Source organism: Mesorhizobium sp. P3_A10 (assembly GCF_056403175.1).
In genome coordinates, this window is sequence record NZ_JBFUFZ010000002.1 from 244,860 (window position 1) to 261,427 (window position 16,568).

At 64.5% G+C, this 16,568-nt stretch carries 15 protein-coding genes; 3 read left to right on the forward strand and 12 right to left on the reverse strand.

What is annotated here, in order from left to right:
• Positions 1 to 77: 77 nt before the first annotated feature.
• The 7 genes from AC1DXU_RS07965 to AC1DXU_RS07995 form a co-directional block, all read right to left on the reverse strand.
• Positions 78 to 1,718, reverse strand: a complete 1,641-nt coding sequence (locus AC1DXU_RS07965; RefSeq protein ID WP_477366699.1) for a WD40 repeat domain-containing protein — start codon at positions 1,716 to 1,718, stop codon at positions 78 to 80.
• Positions 1,719 to 1,865: 147 nt separating this feature from the next.
• Entirely contained in the window at positions 1,866 to 2,636 is a 771-nt protein-coding gene (locus AC1DXU_RS07970; RefSeq protein ID WP_477316837.1) for an exodeoxyribonuclease III, read from the reverse strand.
• A 173-nt stretch (positions 2,637 to 2,809) separates the two neighbouring features.
• Positions 2,810 to 3,463 (reverse strand): alpha/beta hydrolase family protein, encoded by a 654-nt coding sequence (locus tag AC1DXU_RS07975; RefSeq protein WP_477366702.1) that lies wholly within the window; start codon positions 3,461 to 3,463, stop codon positions 2,810 to 2,812.
• Between the two features lie 232 nt (positions 3,464 to 3,695).
• Complete coding sequence (locus AC1DXU_RS07980; RefSeq protein ID WP_477368884.1) at positions 3,696 to 4,799, reverse strand: tetratricopeptide repeat protein; 1,104 nt, start codon at positions 4,797 to 4,799, stop codon at positions 3,696 to 3,698.
• 14 nt (positions 4,800 to 4,813) lie between these two features.
• A complete protein-coding gene (gene ku / locus AC1DXU_RS07985; protein WP_477366705.1) occupies positions 4,814 to 5,716 on the reverse strand; it encodes a non-homologous end joining protein Ku in 903 nt (300 codons plus the stop codon).
• Positions 5,717 to 6,083: 367 nt separating this feature from the next.
• The gene (ligD, locus tag AC1DXU_RS07990) at positions 6,084 to 8,576 is read right to left on the reverse strand and encodes a DNA ligase D (RefSeq protein WP_477366708.1); all 2,493 of its coding nucleotides are present in this window, start codon (positions 8,574 to 8,576) and stop codon (positions 6,084 to 6,086) included.
• Between the two features lie 31 nt (positions 8,577 to 8,607).
• Positions 8,608 to 8,832, reverse strand: coding sequence for a hypothetical protein (locus tag AC1DXU_RS07995; protein WP_477366711.1), 225 nt, complete (start codon positions 8,830 to 8,832; stop codon positions 8,608 to 8,610).
• Between the two features lie 352 nt (positions 8,833 to 9,184).
• Between AC1DXU_RS07995 and AC1DXU_RS08000 the strand changes: the two genes are divergently transcribed.
• Together AC1DXU_RS08000 and AC1DXU_RS08005 are read left to right on the forward strand one after the other, a co-directional pair.
• Positions 9,185 to 10,192 (forward strand): aldo/keto reductase, encoded by a 1,008-nt coding sequence (locus AC1DXU_RS08000; protein WP_477366714.1) that lies wholly within the window; start codon positions 9,185 to 9,187, stop codon positions 10,190 to 10,192.
• A 101-nt stretch (positions 10,193 to 10,293) separates the two neighbouring features.
• Entirely contained in the window at positions 10,294 to 10,791 is a 498-nt protein-coding gene (locus AC1DXU_RS08005) for a GNAT family N-acetyltransferase (RefSeq protein ID WP_477366717.1), read from the forward strand.
• A gap of 102 nt (positions 10,792 to 10,893) precedes the next feature.
• Here the strand turns inward: AC1DXU_RS08005 and AC1DXU_RS08010 are convergent, their stop codons facing one another.
• A complete protein-coding gene (locus AC1DXU_RS08010) occupies positions 10,894 to 11,523 on the reverse strand; it encodes a glutathione S-transferase family protein (RefSeq protein ID WP_477366720.1) in 630 nt (209 codons plus the stop codon).
• 73 nt (positions 11,524 to 11,596) lie between these two features.
• Complete coding sequence (locus AC1DXU_RS08015; protein WP_477366723.1) at positions 11,597 to 13,030, reverse strand: LuxR C-terminal-related transcriptional regulator; 1,434 nt, start codon at positions 13,028 to 13,030, stop codon at positions 11,597 to 11,599.
• Between the two features lie 161 nt (positions 13,031 to 13,191).
• On the opposite strand from AC1DXU_RS08015, the gene AC1DXU_RS08020 reads away from it, so the two are divergent.
• Positions 13,192 to 13,497 (forward strand): hypothetical protein, encoded by a 306-nt coding sequence (locus AC1DXU_RS08020; RefSeq protein ID WP_477366726.1) that lies wholly within the window; start codon positions 13,192 to 13,194, stop codon positions 13,495 to 13,497.
• Positions 13,498 to 13,507: 10 nt separating this feature from the next.
• On the opposite strand, the gene AC1DXU_RS08025 is transcribed toward AC1DXU_RS08020, so the two are convergent.
• The 3 genes from AC1DXU_RS08025 to AC1DXU_RS08035 form a co-directional block, all read right to left on the reverse strand.
• Complete coding sequence (locus tag AC1DXU_RS08025) at positions 13,508 to 14,515, reverse strand: LacI family DNA-binding transcriptional regulator (protein WP_477368886.1); 1,008 nt, start codon at positions 14,513 to 14,515, stop codon at positions 13,508 to 13,510.
• Between the two features lie 145 nt (positions 14,516 to 14,660).
• Positions 14,661 to 15,674, reverse strand: coding sequence for an alcohol dehydrogenase catalytic domain-containing protein (locus AC1DXU_RS08030; RefSeq protein ID WP_477366729.1), 1,014 nt, complete (start codon positions 15,672 to 15,674; stop codon positions 14,661 to 14,663).
• Between the two features lie 20 nt (positions 15,675 to 15,694).
• On the reverse strand, positions 15,695 to 16,465 hold the full coding sequence (locus AC1DXU_RS08035) for an L-iditol 2-dehydrogenase (RefSeq protein WP_477366732.1): 771 nt from the start codon (positions 16,463 to 16,465) through the stop codon (positions 15,695 to 15,697).
• Positions 16,466 to 16,568: the final 103 nt, after the last annotated feature.

Consider the following 16,568-nt stretch of genomic DNA (forward strand, 5'->3'; position numbering starts at 1 on the left):
GCGATCCATTTGCAGCCACCAGTAGTCCTTAGCGTAAGCCGCGCTGCTCTGGAATATCCGCTGCGTTGAATGTCGCACTACTCCGGCGCGCCGGCAAAGAGCACCACGCCATCGCCGCCGTTTGCCGGCCAATCCCTGATGGTGCGGTCGTAGCCGCCGGTGAGCAGCGTGCCGTCGGGGGCGAAGGCGACCGAATAAAGCGGCCCGGTACCGGGATCGAACTCGGCGATCTCGGCGCCGGTGTCCATGTTCCAGAGCCGCGCCGTGCCGTCGAGCGAGACCGAAGCCAGGCGCTTGCCGTCGGGGGATAACGCGATTTCGTAGACGGTACCGGAATGGCCCTCGAAGCGGCGCACTTCCCTAAAGGTGTCGAGATCCCAGAGCTTGATCGTGTAGTCGCCGCTGCCGGTCACCACATGGTGGCCGTCGGCGGTAAAGACGGCGCCATAGGTGCCTTGCTCATGGCCGTGCCAGCTGCGCAATTGCTTGCCTGAAACGATGTCCCAGAGCTTCAACTCGCCGTCGATGCTGCCCGAGATGGCGTGCGTGCCGTCAGGCGAAACGGCGACGGCGCTGACCGACCAGTCATGGCCCGGCAGCACATGCAGCACACTGCCCTTGTCGATATCCCACACGATCACGGCGCCGGTGTCGTGGCCGCTGACGGCAAGCTTGCCGTCCGGGCTGATCGCCAGGTTCCTGACGCCGCCATTCTCACCCGACGAGAAGACATGCAGCACCGTGCCGTCGGCGAGTTTTCGCAGCACGATCTCGCCGTCGTCGCCGGCGGTCAGCGCGCTGGCGCCATCGGGCATGAACAGCGCCGTGCGCGCCATGTCCTTGTGGACGCCGAGGTTGCGGATCAGCCGCTTGCCGTCGATGTCCCAGAGCTTGATCATGTGATCGGTGCTGGCGCTCATGATCGAGTGCCCATCGGGCGCCACCGCCAGCCAGACGACGGCATCGCGGTGGCCGTCGGGTTGTGTCGGCAGTGCCGGCGCGGATGGCGGCAATGGCGCTACGGTTGCTGGCGGCGCCGGCTCGGGCGGCGAGACCGGCGGGGCAAGCGCGACCTCCGGTGGCGGCGTGGGTGCTGCGGGCGCCACAGGTGGCTGGGCAGGCAATGGCGCCGGCTGAGACGGTTCCGGCGGTTTGGCGGCCAGTTCGGGCGGTGGGGCAGCCAACTCGGGTGGCGGGACAGTTAGCGGCGGTGCCAGGGCGGCGACGGGCGGCGAGATTGGCGGAGCCGGTGGGGTCGCCGGTTCCGGCGCCGGCGAGGCGCTGGCGACATCCTTGGGTTCATTGGCCTTGGGCTCGCTCGGTGCAGCCACTTCGCCCGAGCCGGCGTCACGCGCCCAAGGGAAGTGGTCGGCCAGAAGCGCCAGCACGGCAATTACCGGCAACATCAGGAAGGCGCGCCGCAAGCCGGGGCGACCCTTGGAGTCGATCTCGGCGTCGCGGCCAAAAAGCGGCGCTCCAGTAGGCTTGTTTGGGCGACCAGGCAGCAGCCCGGCCCAGAACAACAAGGCGCCAAGCAGGCAAAGCCCGCCGACCGCCAGGAACACCACCGGCCACAGCGTGGCCGGACCATGCAGCATGTGGACGATCCCGCTCCAGCTGAAATCTCTATCGCCCAACAGCAAATACGCGCGAACCAGGCAGGCCAGGGCGGCCGCCAGCAGGGGAAGCGCAAACAGCCTTTCGGCCAACCTGTCCATCGGGCTCTCCCCCCTCGGCGCCGCGCACTTCGCTCATCATGCGGCCCGCCGCACCCGAGATTAGCATCGCAACAAATAGCGCAAAATGCCGTGAGCGAAAGTGGCTGACATCACGCGGCCGCCGCGCAAAGCGCCCTTTCGCTCTATCTACCTCAACTCCACCCACACCGGCGCGTGGTCGCTGGCGCCGTCTTGCCCGCGAACATCGCGATCGATGCCGGCGGCAGTGAGGCGGCGGGCCAGCTTTTTCGACAGCAGGATGTGATCGAGCCGCAGCCCGGCATCGCGCGGCCAGCGGTTGCGGCGATAGTCCCAGAATGTGTAGAGCGTCTCCTTCGGATGCTTCTTGCGCAGCGCATCAAGCCAGCCTTGCTCGAGCAGGCGAGCGAAGGATGCCCGGCTCTCCGGCTGCACCAGCGCGTTGTCGTCGTAGGAGCGGGTGGCGTAGATGTCGCGCGGCTCGGGCACGATGTTGTAGTCGCCGACCAGCGCTACCGGCAGACCGGTGTCGAACAGCTGCCCGGCATGCGCCTCCAGCCTTTCGTGCCAGGCGAGCTTGTACTGGAATTTCGGGCCGGGCTGCGGGTTGCCGTTCGGCGCATAGAGACAGGCGACGACAATGCCGTTGACCGCTGCCTCGATGTACCGGCTTTGCCTGTCGGCCTCGTCGCCGGGCAGCGCGTCCGCCGTCAGCACCGGCTCCGAACTCCGCGCGAGAATAGCGACGCCGTTCCAGGTCGGCTCGCCCTTCCACACCGCGCCATAACCGGCGGCCGCAAGGGCCGAGCGCGGAAACTGCGTGTCACGCGCCTTGAGTTCCTGCAGGCAGACAATGTCGGGCTTGGCCACCGCCAGCCACGCCAGCAGGTTTTCGAGCCGGCTGTTGATGTTGTTGATGTTGAAGCTGGCGATCTTCATTTGAGAATACCGGGCGCGCCTTTCGCTTCGTCATCCTCGGGCTTGACCCGAGGATCCATGCCGCGACGCCTGCGATGGAACGCGGCGGGGCAGAATTCTGCTCGGTTGCTGCGCTCGAAAGTCACGGCATGGATCCTAGGGTCTGCGCGCGTCGCTTCGCTCCTTGCTCCGCCCTAGGATGACGAAGCCGATGGCCGCGCCAGCTTGGCTTTTATCGTCTCCGCAACCGTCTTTAGATGATCCGCCGTCGAAAAGCCCGACACGCTCTTGCGCGGTTTCAAATCGTGGTCGCCGTCCTCCAGCCAGACAACTTCGATCTTGTCGGAGAGCCCGTAGGTCGCAACCTCGTCCTTGGTGCCGAATTCGTCGCGCGTGCCCTGGAAGATCAGGGTCGGCGTCTTGAGATCAGCGAGATGTTTTGTCCTGAGTTGTGTCGGCTTTGCCGGCGGATGGAAGGGATAGCCGAGACAGATGAGGCCCGAAATCTCGCCCTTGGCAAACATCTCGTCGGCGACCATCGAGGCGACGCGCCCGCCCATCGACTTGCCGCCGATGAGGAGCGGGCCCTTCACGCCTTTCGCCCTGAGATCGGCGATTGCCTTAATGTATTCCGGGTTCACCGTCTCGGCGCGCGGCGGCGGCTTGCGTTGGCCGTAGCGGCGGGCGGCCATGTAATGGAATTCGAACCGCGCGACCTGGAAGCCGGCAGTGGCGAGCGCCTTGGCGGTGGCGGTCATCGAGGGCGAGTCCATCGACGCACCAGCGCCATGAGCGAGCAGGATGGTGACGAGGGCGGTGTCGTCGCCGTCGAAGAGGAAGGTGGTCATGGGGTGGCCTTTCGCGCGACGGCCACGCTGCCGATCTCCCCCCTCGTGGGGGAGATGCCCGGCAGGGCAGAGGGGGGCGTGAAGGAACACAGGCCTTCGGTCGAATCTCCGCGAAACAATGCGCTCTGAAACGGGCCGATCGGTCGGCGGGACAGCGCCCCCCTCTGTCCTGCCGGACATCTCCCCCACAAGGGGGGAGATTGGCCGTCATTTCGGCCTTCGCCAGCCATCGTCACCCCGCCGTCCGCGCCGCCTGCAAATCGACGAACTGTATCCCCTTGGCCGCCATGCGCGCCCATTCGGAGTCGGCGTCGAGTTCGAGGTAGCGCACCCAGCGCCGGCGGGCCTCGGGCAGATTGCCGGCGTCGAATTCGAGCCGGGCGAGGTTGAACACCGGATCGGCATAGGTCTTGTCGAGCGCGATGGCCTTTTGCAAATGCCGGCGGGCGGAAGCCACCTTGCCCTCGTCGCTCATCAGCCCGGCGAGGTTGAACCAGGCCTCGACGAAGGCGGGGTCGAGTTTTATCGCGCGGGCATAGTCGTGCGCGGCCTCGCTGACGCGGCCGGCGCCGCGCAGGCAGTTGGCGCGGTTGAAGGCGGCGATGGCATCGCTCGGGTCGATGGCGAGGCAGCGCTGGTAGAGCACCGCCGCCTGATCGTGGTCGCCCTGCTCTTCCGCCGCTTCCGCGTCGGCGAACAGGTCTTCCAGCGTGTCGTCATCCGGCGTTCCCAAATCGAACAGCAATTGCCCGTCGAGTTCGCTCTGGCCACCTTCGAGATAGATCGCGTCGGCGCGCCCGAAAGCCGAGCCGACATTGAGCGACTTGGCGGTGAGCGAGGCGACCGGGCCGGAGCGATGCACGGAGCGCGCGATCGCGCCCCATGAAGCGCCGCCGGCGACCAGCCCGGCATATTTGCGGGCGAGGATCAGGTCGCGGAAGGAGTAGGGTTCTGAATCATGCTCGAAAGCGTCGAACAGGCTGAGCAGGTCGAGATCGGCGCCTGACAGTTTCGACTGGTCGATCAGCGACTGCCTGGACAGCGAAGACGCCTCCGGCGTCTTCATCAAGCCGAGCAGGCGCAGGAAGCCGTTCTCGCTAAGAAGTATTCTCCCAGCGGCGCGCTCGGCCGAGACACGGCGCTCGATCTCGACATCGCCGACCTTCGCCATGCCGGCCTTGGCGAGCAGCGATCGCCCGAACACGACATGGCTGGTGCGCCTGGTGACGCCGCGCCGCAACTGGCCGTGCCGGCGCTCGACCTCGCGCGCGGCGAGCCGCAGCGGAAACGCCGCCAGCGCGCCGATGGTGCCGAAGACGGCACCGGGTGTGACTATAGCAGTGGGCGCCGTCACCCTTTGCTCTTGCCGACGGCCTTGAGCAGGTTGGCCTTGAGCGGATTTTCCTTAGAAGCGGCCTTGGCCTTGGCGGCAGGCTTCGCCTCGTCATCGGCCTTGCTCTTCGACTTAGCCGGCGGCTTCGCCGACTGCGACAGGCTCGCCTTCAGCGCATCCATGAGGTTGATGACATTGCCGCGCTCGGGTGCCGCCGCAATGATCGGCTTGTGGCCCTTGAGCTTCTCGCGGATCATCGCCATCAGCGCGATCTCGTAGCGGTCCTCGTAGTTCTTCGGATCGAAGGTGGTTTCCTTCTGCTTGATCAGCGCTTCGGCCAATTGCAGCATTTCGGCGTCGGGTTTGCCGGCCGGGATGTTGCCGAAATATTCAGCCGTGCCACGCACTTCGTTTGGGTTCCTCAAGGTGCAGACGAACATGCCGTTTTCGCGCGCGCCGATGGTCACCACGCGCTCGCGGCTGGACAGGACGAGGCGGGCGATCGCCAGCTTGCCGGATTTGCGCATGGCCTCGCGCAGCACGGCGAAGGTCTCTTCGGCCATGGCGCCGTCCGGCGCCAGATAGTAGGGCGCGTCCTGGTAGATGACGTCAACCTCGCCCTCGTCGACAAAGGCCTCGATGTTCATCGTGTGGTTGGATTCTATGCGCACCGCGTCGAGGTCGGCATCATCGATGATGATGTACTGCTTGTCCTCGTACTCGTAACCCTTGACCAGGTCCGAGCGCTCGACCAGCCCGAGTTCGGGATCGACAGGCTTCATGTTGATGCGGTTGTGGGTCTTCTTGTGCAATTGGTTGAAGCTGATGCGCTCGCTGGTCGTCGTTGCCGGATAGAGCCGGACCGGACAGCTGACGAGGCTGAGCTTGAGGTAACCTTTCCAACTTGCCCTGGGCGCCATGAAACTCTCTCCTACGCAAACGGCTGCAGCTGTCTTTCGTCCGAAGGACGTGCGGCGCTGCGGAAATCCTACATGCCTGCCGACAATACCGGCAAATCCCTAGCGAAATCTTCCATGGGAGCGCGGTGGGTCGCCGGAAGGCCCGGTGGCAGAGAATAATTCAAATTGTCGGAAGCGTCGATGGAGTTGCGTTCCTCGCCCCCGCAAAGCGGGGGAGAGGTGGCTCGGCGAAGCCGAGACGGAGAGGGGGAATTGGCGCAAGCCTATCCGCGCGCAGGTTCAAGCGAATCCCCTCCATCCGGTAGCGCAGCCCCCTCTCCGTCCGCTTCGCGGCCACCTCTCCCCCACTTTGTGGGGGCGAGGAAACCTAGTTCTGCAGGGCCGGCAAATCCCGCGCGAAATCCTCGATATCTGCCCAGGGATCCCCTGACGTCGCGAGCAATCCTGGCAGCGAGGAGTAATTCAAATCCTGCGGCGCATCGATGCTCTCCAGATCGCTCCAACTCACCGGGGTCGAGGCCGGCAAATTGGTGCGGGCGCGCAGCGAGTAGGGAGCCGCCGATGTGTGGCCGCGCGCGTTGCGGTGATAGTCGATGAAGATGCGCCGCTTGCGGTTGTCCTTGCCCATGGTGGTGGTGAAGGTGTCGGGCGCGCTTGCCGCCAGGCGCGTGGAGATGGCGCTGGTCGCCTGATGCAGTTTCTTCCAATTCTGCTTTTGCGTCACCGGCACGGTGATGTGGATACCCGAGCCGCCCGAGGTCTTGGCGAACGGCACCAGGCCGAGCGCTTCCAGCTCGCTGCGAATATGCACCGCGGCCTCGACCACTTCGCGCCAGGCAATGCTCTCGCCCGGGTCGAGGTCGAAGACGATCTGGTCGGGCTTGTCGAGGCTCAAGCGATGCGTGCCCCAGGTGTGGAATTCGACGACGCCGAACTGCGCCAGCGCCAGATAGCCTTTTGCCCCCTCGACCGACAGATAGGATTTGGTTTCGCCTTCGGAATTCGTGGCTTCAAAAGTCACCACCGAAGGCGGCATGCCGGTGAAGGCATGGCGCTGGAAGAAACAGTCCTTTGGCAGGCCGGTCGGGCAGCGCACCAGCGACACCGGACGTCCCAGAATGTGCGGCAGCATAAAGTCGCCGACCAGCGCGTAGTAAACGGCGATATCGAGCTTGGTCGGTCCGGTCTTGCCGAATAGCCGCCGCTCCGGATTGGTCACCCAGATGGTGGCGAGATCGGCCTCGGCGATCAGCCGCTTGCGTTTTGGCGCGACCGGCGTCGACAGGCCGACATCGCGCAAGCCGCGAAACACGCCATGGCGCAGCGCGTTGTCGGCGGTGCGGTTGGCATAGTGGATGCGCGCCGAAAACAGCGGCTTCACCCAGTGCATCTCACGCATGATTTCGCGTGGCACCCCTTCGGGCGCGGACGCGCCTGATGTCAGCGGCTCCAGCCGGGCGAGCAAATCCTCCGCCGTATCGCGGTCGAAGCCGGTGCCGACCTTGCCGCGATAGTGCAGTTCGCCATCGGCGAATTCCGCCATGCCGAGCGCTGCCAACCCTTCGGCCGCATCTGAGGTGGTATAGCCGGCGATGACGAAATCGCCCTTCTGCAGCGCCTTGGTCTTGGTCCAGCTCTTGCTGCGGCCGCTCTGGTAGGTCGCGGTCGCCCGCTTGGAGACGACGCCTTCCAGACCCAACTCGGAGGCCTGGTCATACAGCCCCTGCCCGCTGCCTTCGACATGGTCGGAGAACTGGATGGCGGAGTTGGCGCCAAGGCCCGACAGCAGTTGCGCGAGCAGCGCCTTGCGCCTGACGAGCGGCGCCTTTCTCAGGTCCCAGCCGTCGAGATGAAGCAGGTCGAAGGCGTAGAAATGCAGCTTGTTGCCGGCGCCTGCGGCCAATGCGTCCTGCAGCAGCGCGAAGCGGCTGATGCCCTTGGCGTCGAGCACCATGATCTCGCCGTCGATGATGGCATCGCTGCACGGCAGTTTGGCGAAGGCATGCGGTAGATCGCCATAGCGCTTCGTCCAGTCGATGCCGCCACGGGTGATCAGCTTCACCTCCCCGTCGGCGACATGAGCCATGGTGCGGTAGCCGTCGAATTTTATTTCGTGCAGCCAGACTTCGCCTGTGCGGTCCCCCGGATCGTCGCCGCCCGGCGGCTTGGCGATTTGCGTCGCCAGCTGCGGCTCGATGCGGGCAGGCGCCGCCGCCTTGACCGCGCCGGGCAACGCAGCGGGCTTCAGCGCCACCGGTTTGGCGGGTTTGGCAGACGGTTTTGGTGGCGCGACCAGTTCCTCGATGCGCCTGCCGGTTTTGACGCTTTCCGGCCGTGCGGCAAGGATGTCGAGCGCGGTGTCGGCGGCGAGGTCGCGCTCCTTGAACAGCAGCCAGTTCTTCTTGTTCTGGTCCTCGCCGGGCTTGGGTTTCAGCCGCGTCAGCATCCAGCCGCCATTGAGCTTTTCGCCGGCCAGACGAAACTTGAAGGCGCCGGTGCGCAGGCTTTTGTCGACATCGTCCATCGGCGCCCAGGTGCCGGTGTCCCAGACGATCATCGGCCCGCCGCCATACTCGCCTTCGGGGATGACGCCCTCGAAGTCGATATATTCGAGCGGATGGTCCTCGGTCTCGACCGCCAGCCTTTTGTCGGCCGGGTTGAGCGAGGGACCGCGCGGCACCGCCCAGCTTTTCAGGACGTCGCCGACCTGCAGGCGCAAATCATAATGATCGGCGGTGGCGTGGTGCTTGTGGACGACGAAGCGATTGCCGTCGCCATCCGCCAGCCCACCCGCCGGCTCCGGTGTCCTGGTGAATTCGCGCTTGGCGCGATAGGCCCTGAGTTTCGGTGGAGTGGTCATGTCCGCATGCTAGGCGGGATGCGGCGGCTGCTCAATCGTCGGTGGCCGGCGTCAATTCGAGCTCGGCGGGCGACAAGCCGCCCTGCAACTGGCTGAGCCGGAATTCGTCGACCCAGTAGGCCTCGCCATTGACGAGCACCCGGGCCGAGTAGGCGCCGCCGGAAAAGCTCTGCGCGGTGATGTAGACCTTGTGGCGGTCGAGCGCCTTGCGCACCGCGGCACGCTTGGAATTCTGGCTGGTGGCGGAACTGGCCATGACTTGCTCGTACACACGCAGCCGCGGGACAAGCGGCGTATAAGGATGGCCGAGAGCGGGTGTTCTGTCAATTTTCGGGGCAATCGCGCTACCCAGAATCGCCCCGTCGGGCACATCTGCGCGCAAGCAATGAAGGTTTGCGGGTGGTTCACGCCGAAGCTGTTTTCAGCTTTTTCGGTTCGGCCCGAACCACCCGCCCGCCTTGCGTCCTTCCCAAGACAGGCGACGAGATAGGCGCCTTGGCACGAACCGGCCTTGATCAGAATCAAATGGCCGCAAAGGGATTGGCGGCTGTAGAAACTGAGTGTGCGTCCTATATAGGTTCCAATTCGCTCCCCGGAGACCATCACCAATGACCTTGAGCACACGCAAACTTGGCAGCCAGGGGCTGCAGGTATCAGCGATCGGCCTCGGCTGCATGGGCATGAGCCAGTCCTACGGCCCGGCCGACGAAGCGGAATCGATCGCCACGCTGCACCGCGCCGTCGAACTCGGCTGCACCTTCCTCGACACGGCCGAGGTCTACGGCCCCTTCATCAACGAGGAATTGCTTGGCAGGGCGCTGAAAGGCCCGCGCGACCAGGTGACGATCGCCACCAAATTTGGCTTCCTGATCAAAGACGGCAAGCAGGTCGGCACCGGGCGCGACAGCCGGCCCGAGCATATCAGGGAGGTGGTGGACGCCTCGCTCAAGCGGCTTGCGACCGACCATATCGACCTTCTCTACCAGCACCGCGTCGACCCTGATGTGCCTATGGAGGACGTCGCCGGTACGGTTGGGCAGCTGGTGACCGAGGGCAAGGTGCGCTTTTTCGACCTGTCAGAGGCAGGTGCAACAAACATAGGCCGGGCGCATGCCGTGCATCCGGTGTCGGCGGTGCAGAGCGAATATTCGCTGTGGGAGCGCAATCTGGAGCCCGAGATCATTCCGCTGCTCAAGCAACTCGGCATCGGCCTGGTGCCGTTCGCGCCGCTCGGTCGCGGCTTTCTCGCCGGTGACGTCAAGCGCGCCGAGGACTATCCCGAGGGCGATTTCCGGCGCGGCGACCCGCGCTATCAGGGCGCCAATTACGACGCCAATGTCACGGCGGCCACCAAGGTGCGCGACATCGCGGCGGCGAAGGGTGTCAAGCCGGGGCAGATCGCGCTGGCCTGGCTGCTGAACAAGGGATCGGACTTCGGCATCGACATCGTGCCGATCCCCGGCACCAAGCGCAGAACCTATCTCGAGGAAAACATCGCGGCAGCCACGATCGAACTCGATGCCATCGAAATGCTGGCGCTCGACATCGCGCTGGCGCCAGGCAAGGTCGCCGGGCCGCGCTACAACGAACGCGTCATGACGACGATTGATCGGTAAGGGCCTGGCTGCCCTCGCCCTGTCTTCGCCGGCCTCCGTCTTGCCGGCAAGCCCGTGCCTGAGGCGGTGAATTTCGAGACAATCCGGAACAGGAGCAGGCGATGACGCAGATCAGGGCGATGACCGAACAGGATGTGGCGCGGGCCTCGCGGCTCCTGGGCGGATCCTGGCGCCGGACCTACTCGTCGATCCTGGGCGCCGAGACCACGGCGCGGCTGTCGGATGACAGGCACGCGCCAGAGCGGCTGGCGGCGGAGTTGCGCGACGACAACAAGATGTCCTTCGTGGCGGAACGGCCCGACGGCTCGATCGCCGGCTACGCGATGGCGGCGATGGACGACAAGGGCGACGTCATGCTCGACCGGCTTCACATCGACCCCGGCGAATTCGGCACCGGCCTGGCGGCCGACATGCTGCACGCGGTGCTTGCCGCCCATGCGGGCATTGCGAGCATCGCGCTGGAAGTGATCGAGGGCAACGACCGGGCCATCGCCTTCTACCGCAAACACGGATTTCAGGTGGTGGAGAAGCGGGCGGCCGCGCACGGCGTCGGCGGCCATGCTTCGCTCATCATGCGCAGGCTGTTGTCGAGGGCTTAGAGGGAAGGGAATAAGGCAAATAGGGCAGTAGGAGAAAATGATGGCTCGGAGCGAGCGCATACCTACTGCCCTACTGCCCTACTGCCCTACTGCCCTACTGCCTCACCCGCCGGAATGCGGGTCGATGCTGTAGGGATGAACGGGGTAGCCTGGACCGATGGCCTCCTGCACCCGATCCGTCCAGGCCATGAATGCCGGATAGTCCGCGAGAGAGAAGCCGCAATCCTGCGCCCGGTGGCTGTAGGCATAGACGGCGATATCGGCGATGGTGAAATCGTTGCCGACAAGAAACGGCGCTGCGGCAAGGCTGCGCTCCAATGCGGCAAGCGTGCGCACGCCGGCATCGCGCTTGCCGGCGACCATCGCCTGGTTGCGCTCCAGCCGCCCGGTAAGCGTCCAGTAGCGTAACGAGCCGATGACCGGCTCGACATAATACTGCTCGAAGAACAGCCATTGCATGACTTTGCCGTGCCGAAAACGGTCCGCCGGCAGCAAGGGCGTGCCCTGCGCGAGACTGATGAGGATGGCATTCGATTCAGCGATGGCACGCCCATCCTCGAGTTCGAGCACGGGGACGGCGCCGGCCGGATTGAGCTTCAGGAAAGCGTCGGTGTGGCTCTCGCCCTCGAAGATCGAGACCATGCGGCTTTCGTAGGGAATCTTGAGCAGCCCGAGCAGTACCCTGGCCTTCCAGCCGTTTTGCGACGGCAGATAGTCATGAAGCGTGAGCATGGCGGTCCCTTTCGTGCGACAGCCGGATTTGCATGTCAGAAGCGGGCCGCGCCACCCGATTCCCGCGCCAGCTCTATCCGAGCTTCGCCAGCTTGGCGGCGTGGCGAATGGCCTTGACGGCATCCGGGTTGGTCACGGGGTAGATTGCGATGAAGCGTTCGACCGAAAACTCCGGGAACTCCGTATGCAACCGGGCAGCCAATCCGGCCGCCTCCAAATCCTCCCCAACCGCCGCGTGGGCCAACGCAAGGAACATCAGTATATTTGGGGAATCAGGCGCCCCCCTATGTAGTGATGCGATGGCCTCACGATGCCTGCCTGCGGCAAACAGAATGCGACCCTGCATCCCGAAATACCAGGACGGCGCCAGAGGATTGAGGCGCATGGCGCGCTCCATGAGCGGCATCGCTGCGGCCGGGTCGCCGGCGACCAGTGCCCTGCTGCCGGCCAGCAACGCCAGCGTGTCGGCATGGTTGGCACCGTATTCGAAAGCGCGCTGATACGCGCGCTCCGCCGCCTCGAGATCGCCGAGGCATCCCTTTAGGTCGCCCAGGCAAGCGCAGGCGTGGCTGTTCGTCGGATCGAGCTGCACGGCGGTTTCAGCCGCCGTCCGCCAGTTCTCGATCGAGCCCTGCGCATCGTCGCTGAAGCCGTGGCAGCCCTCCATCGAATAGGCATAGGCAAGCTCGGTCCAGGCTCCGGCCAAAATGGGGTCAAGCTCAAGCGCGCGTGAAAGCAGGCGGATTGCAGCCGCGTTGCCGGCGCGGCTGAATGTGTCCTGCTGTTCGACGGCCAGCAGATAGCAATCGTAGGCCCGCAGGCTGGCCGGCGGTTTGCGGCGTACCGCGTTGCGGCTGACCGTGGCGAGCGCTCCGTAACTGCCAGCGAGCACATTGATAACGCTCTCGGTCAGGCTGTCCTGCAGCGTGAAAATGTCCTCGACCCGGCGGTCATAGCGCTCGCTCCACAGGCTGACGCCGTTGTCGGCGTCGGCGAGCTCTATCGTCAAGCGAACCCTCAGGTCGTCCGCGCGCAGCTGGCCCGACACTATATAGGTGGCGCCGAGCGCCTTGCCGTCGTTGGCGAAGTCGGCGGGCTGGCTGCCCAGCGCCTTCATGGTGTGGAAGGCGATGACGGGCAGATTGGCGTAGCGCGCCAGGTCGACGACAATGTCCGACGACAGGCCATCGGCAAAGCGGCGCCAGCGTTCCTCTGAGTTGAGGCTTTCGATCGGGAACATCGCAAGCACCGGCGAGGCATCAGGCAAGAATGGAAGCGCGCCGGGCTGCGCGGGGTCAGGTCTGTTGAAGTGCGAGGCAAGGGCGATCTTGTTGCGGACGCCAAGCTTGTCGTAGATCGCGGCGAGATGGGTGCGGACGGTCGAAGGGGCGATGAACAGCGCCTCGCCAATCTCGCGATAGGTCAGGCCCGAAGCAAATCTCTCCGCCACCGCGCGTTCGCGGTCCGATAGCGCGTCGGTCAGTGAAGACGTCACGATGCGGTTCATCGAGAAGTTCCCTGCCATAGGCACGGATTCAACTGCTAGTGCAGCAAAATACTACAAATGCAGGAGGTAGAATACCGCACCTGCCCGATGCCACCACAGGCGCACGCGATGCAAGCTCATCGCATGCAGCTGCGATCCGCGTTCAGCCGAGGGAGGTTTCGATGCGTCTTGTTGCAATAGTGCTGGCATGTGCAATCCTGGGCTTTTCCTTCGCCCCGTCGCCATCGTTCGCAAGCGGATGCAAGCAACTGCTGGAGTCGGATATAAAAATCGCCAGCATGCGCGCCTATGCCGACATCCTTGCCAACGCTGCTCGAAATGGCTGGGATTACACGCCTGAATCGATCGTCAGCGGCTCAAAGCGGCATTTCGAAGAGTTGAAGGTCCGATTGATCGCCGTCGGCTACGAGATCGTCCCTGTCGGCGCTCACCCGTACTGCGCTCGGAACAAGATGGCCGCCGGCTAGCCCCTCGCCCTCAGGCCGAGCTGCGCAGCATCAGCTCGGCGTTAAGCAGGATGCGGCCGCTGCCGGGTTTCGCTGAGGATTTTTCATCCAGCCTCTCCAGCAGCAGTTCGATGGCGATACGGCCGATCTCGTTGTAGTTCTGCGCCACCGTCGTGATCGGCGGGCAGGCGTAGCGCGACAAGGGGTGGTCGTCATGTCCGGCAACCCTGAGGTCGCAGTCCGCCCCGTGGCCGACCTTGAGGCCCAGCTGATAGGCGGCGGCGATGACGCCGAAGGCGACACGGTCGTTGGCGCAAAGCACCGTCTTGGTCGGAAAGCCTTGCGCCTTCAGGATGCGAAGCGCTTCGTCAAAGCCGAATTTCTCGAAATCCCACGACCGTGCGTCGGCGACGGGCACGATTTCAGGCGTCATCTTCAACTGGTGCATGGCCTCGACATAGGCGTCCTGCCGCGCCGAGGCGTTGTTGTTGACCAGCGGCATGGCGAAATAACAAGGCGGCTCGCCGGATCGGCAGAGATAGTCGACGATCAGCCGAAAACTCTGCCGGTTGTCGGTGCCGACGAAGGACGAGGTCTCGTCAAGCGGCGAGTCGACATAGATCAGCGGGATGCTCGACCCGAGTTCGGCCAGAATGCGGTGGTGGGACTGCACGCCGAGCGGCGCGATGATGGCGCCGGCGATGTTCATCGACTTGAATGTCTGGATCGCCTGGTCTTCCATTTCGGCGCGACCGTCGGAGGACAGCACAAACGCCAGGAAGCCGGCTTCGTTGGCGATCAGCTCGATGCGGCGCGTCAGCGCCATGTAGAACGGATCGGTCGAATTCGGAATGATGACGCCCAAAATGTTGCTGCGGCGACGGTTGAGATTGACGGCGAACATGCTCGGCCGGAAGTCGGATTTCTTCAGCGCCGCCTCGATGGTGCCGCGCGTGTTTTTCCTGACCGAGCTGGGGTCGTTGAAATATTTGGAAACCGTCGTGCGAGACAGACCGACAAAGGCCGAGAAGTCCTCCATCGTCCTTATCGTCTTTGCCATTTGCCGGCCCCCTGTTCGACCTTCCCCGTCCCTGTCTACGTGAGTCACCATCTTGCGCAAAGCAGCAAGGTTTCACCCGTGGTAGTGCCAGTTTGCCGGTTCATGACGTGCCGCGCATCTTCGCTCAAATGTCCGCGGAAAATTGTACTTTCATCGTCGCCGGGTCGCCGCCGGCTTTGGCGAAAAACGGCAGCAATTCGGAAAGCGGCAGCTGGTGGCTGACCAGCCGCGCCATCGTGCCATCGTCGTGTCTGAGGATGTCGAGCGCCTGCGGGATGTTGCGGTTCAGCGAATGCGACCCCGCCAGTCGGATCTGCCGGCGGAAGATCTCGAACGGGGCGACCGAGATCCTGGCATCGGGCGCGCAGACGCCGAAGACAAGTGCTGTGCCGCCATCGGCGGTGAAGCCGATCATGCCCTCGACCACCTTGGCGACACCGGTGGCGTCGGCGACGAAATCGAAGCCGCGCGCCCGTGCCGACAGCGCCTGCGATCCGGACATCAGCGGCTCCAGCCCGAGCGCCTCTGCGAAGGCAAGCCGGGGCTCGCTGATGTCGGCGACGGCCACGCTTTTCACGCCCTTGGCCTTAAGCGACAGCGCCAGCAGCAGGCCGATCGGCCCGGCGCCGAAAACCAAAGCGGTGCCGGGGATGTTCTTGCCGGCGTCGAGCCCGGCGCTACCCAGACCGTTGAGGACACAGGCGAGCGGCTCGGCAAGGGCTGCGGTGGCAAAATCGAGATCGCCGATGCCATGCAGATGGTCGACGGCAACCAGGCTGAATTCGGCGAAGCCGCCATCCGCGGTGACACCATAGGCCTTCAGGCTGGAGCACAGATTGGTGAGGCCCTTGCTGCAGGCGGGGCAATGCCCGCAGGGGATGTTGGGATCGACGGCGACCCGGTCGCCGGGTTTGACGGTGGTGACATCGTCGGCGACCATTTCCACAGTGCCGGCATATTCATGACCGGGAACCAGCGGAAACGCGCCCTCCCCGTAGCGGCCATGCAGCACCTCGATGTCGGTGTGGCAAAGCCCGGCGGCGCGGACCCGCACCAGAGCGTGTCCCGGCTTGATCCCTGGCAGGTCGAGCTCCGCCATGCCGGCAACGCCCGCCGCGGTAAATCGGATGGCCTTCATGTCAGTCTCCCTCGACGGCCTCAGCTCATCCAGTTGCCGCCGTCGACATTGTAGGTCTGCGCCAGGATGTAGTCGCTGTCGGACGAGGCGAGAAACACGGCGAGCCCGGCGATGTCCTCCGGCTGCGCGAAACGGCCGATCGGCACGGACTTGGCGACGGCCGCCTTCTTCTCGCCCGGCTTCAGGCCCTCCCAGCGGGCGAAGTGGGCGTCGACGACATCCCAATGTTCGCCATCGACGACGCCGGGCGCGATGGCGTTCACGTTGATGCCGTGCTTGACCAGCGCCAATGCCGCCGACTGTGTCGCCGAGATGATCGCCGCCTTGGAGGCGCAGTACAGCGTCACCAGCGCCTCGCCGCGGCGACCAGCCTGGCTCGCCATATTGATGATCTTGCCGCCGCGGCCGCGCGCGATCATCACATTGGCCACCGCCTTCATCATGAACAGCGGCCCCCTAAGATTGATGGCGAACACTTTGTCGTAGCTGGCTTCAGTTATCTCGGTGATCGGCGCCATGTCGAAGATGGCCGCATTGTTGACGATGATGTCGATGCCGCCGAAATCGCGGTCGACCGCGGCAACGATGCTGTCGATCGCGTCGAGGTCGGTGACGTCGAGCTTGACGGCGCTGGCCGAAGCACCGATTGCGGCGGCGGCCCGCGTCGCGCGTTCGATGTCGATATCGGCAATCACCACTGTCGCGCCTTCGCGCGCATAGGCTTGCGCGAAACCGAGGCCGATGCCGCGCGCGCCGCCGGTGATGAGCGCAATCTTGTTCTTCAGTCTCATTTCAATTTTTTCCAAAGGTTCTCGAAAGATGTAGCGCCAAATGGCGACCGACGTCATGGGGGAGCATGGCCCTTGCAAGCGCCTGAGAGGAAAGCACGGACCC

What these genes read in the sequence shown, in the direction of transcription:
- AC1DXU_RS07965 (WP_477366699.1), bottom strand. Translation starts at nt 1,718, where the DNA reads ATGGACAGGTTGGCCGAAAGGCTGTTTGCGCTTCCCCTGCTGGCGGCC.
- AC1DXU_RS07970 (WP_477316837.1), bottom strand. Translation starts at nt 2,636, where the DNA reads ATGAAGATCGCCAGCTTCAACATCAACAACATCAACAGCCGGCTCGAA.
- AC1DXU_RS07975 (WP_477366702.1), bottom strand. Translation starts at nt 3,463, where the DNA reads ATGACCACCTTCCTCTTCGACGGCGACGACACCGCCCTCGTCACCATC.
- ku (WP_477366705.1), bottom strand. Translation starts at nt 5,716, where the DNA reads ATGGCGCCCAGGGCAAGTTGGAAAGGTTACCTCAAGCTCAGCCTCGTC.
- ligD (WP_477366708.1), bottom strand. Translation starts at nt 8,576, where the DNA reads ATGACCACTCCACCGAAACTCAGGGCCTATCGCGCCAAGCGCGAATTC.
- AC1DXU_RS07995 (WP_477366711.1), bottom strand. Translation starts at nt 8,832, where the DNA reads ATGGCCAGTTCCGCCACCAGCCAGAATTCCAAGCGTGCCGCGGTGCGC.
- AC1DXU_RS08000 (WP_477366714.1), top strand. Translation starts at nt 9,185, where the DNA reads ATGACCTTGAGCACACGCAAACTTGGCAGCCAGGGGCTGCAGGTATCA.
- AC1DXU_RS08005 (WP_477366717.1), top strand. Translation starts at nt 10,294, where the DNA reads ATGACGCAGATCAGGGCGATGACCGAACAGGATGTGGCGCGGGCCTCG.
- AC1DXU_RS08010 (WP_477366720.1), bottom strand. Translation starts at nt 11,523, where the DNA reads ATGCTCACGCTTCATGACTATCTGCCGTCGCAAAACGGCTGGAAGGCC.
- AC1DXU_RS08015 (WP_477366723.1), bottom strand. Translation starts at nt 13,030, where the DNA reads ATGAACCGCATCGTGACGTCTTCACTGACCGACGCGCTATCGGACCGC.
- AC1DXU_RS08020 (WP_477366726.1), top strand. Translation starts at nt 13,192, where the DNA reads ATGCGTCTTGTTGCAATAGTGCTGGCATGTGCAATCCTGGGCTTTTCC.
- AC1DXU_RS08025 (WP_477368886.1), bottom strand. Translation starts at nt 14,515, where the DNA reads ATGGAGGACTTCTCGGCCTTTGTCGGTCTGTCTCGCACGACGGTTTCC.
- AC1DXU_RS08030 (WP_477366729.1), bottom strand. Translation starts at nt 15,674, where the DNA reads ATGAAGGCCATCCGATTTACCGCGGCGGGCGTTGCCGGCATGGCGGAG.
- AC1DXU_RS08035 (WP_477366732.1), bottom strand. Translation starts at nt 16,465, where the DNA reads ATGAGACTGAAGAACAAGATTGCGCTCATCACCGGCGGCGCGCGCGGC.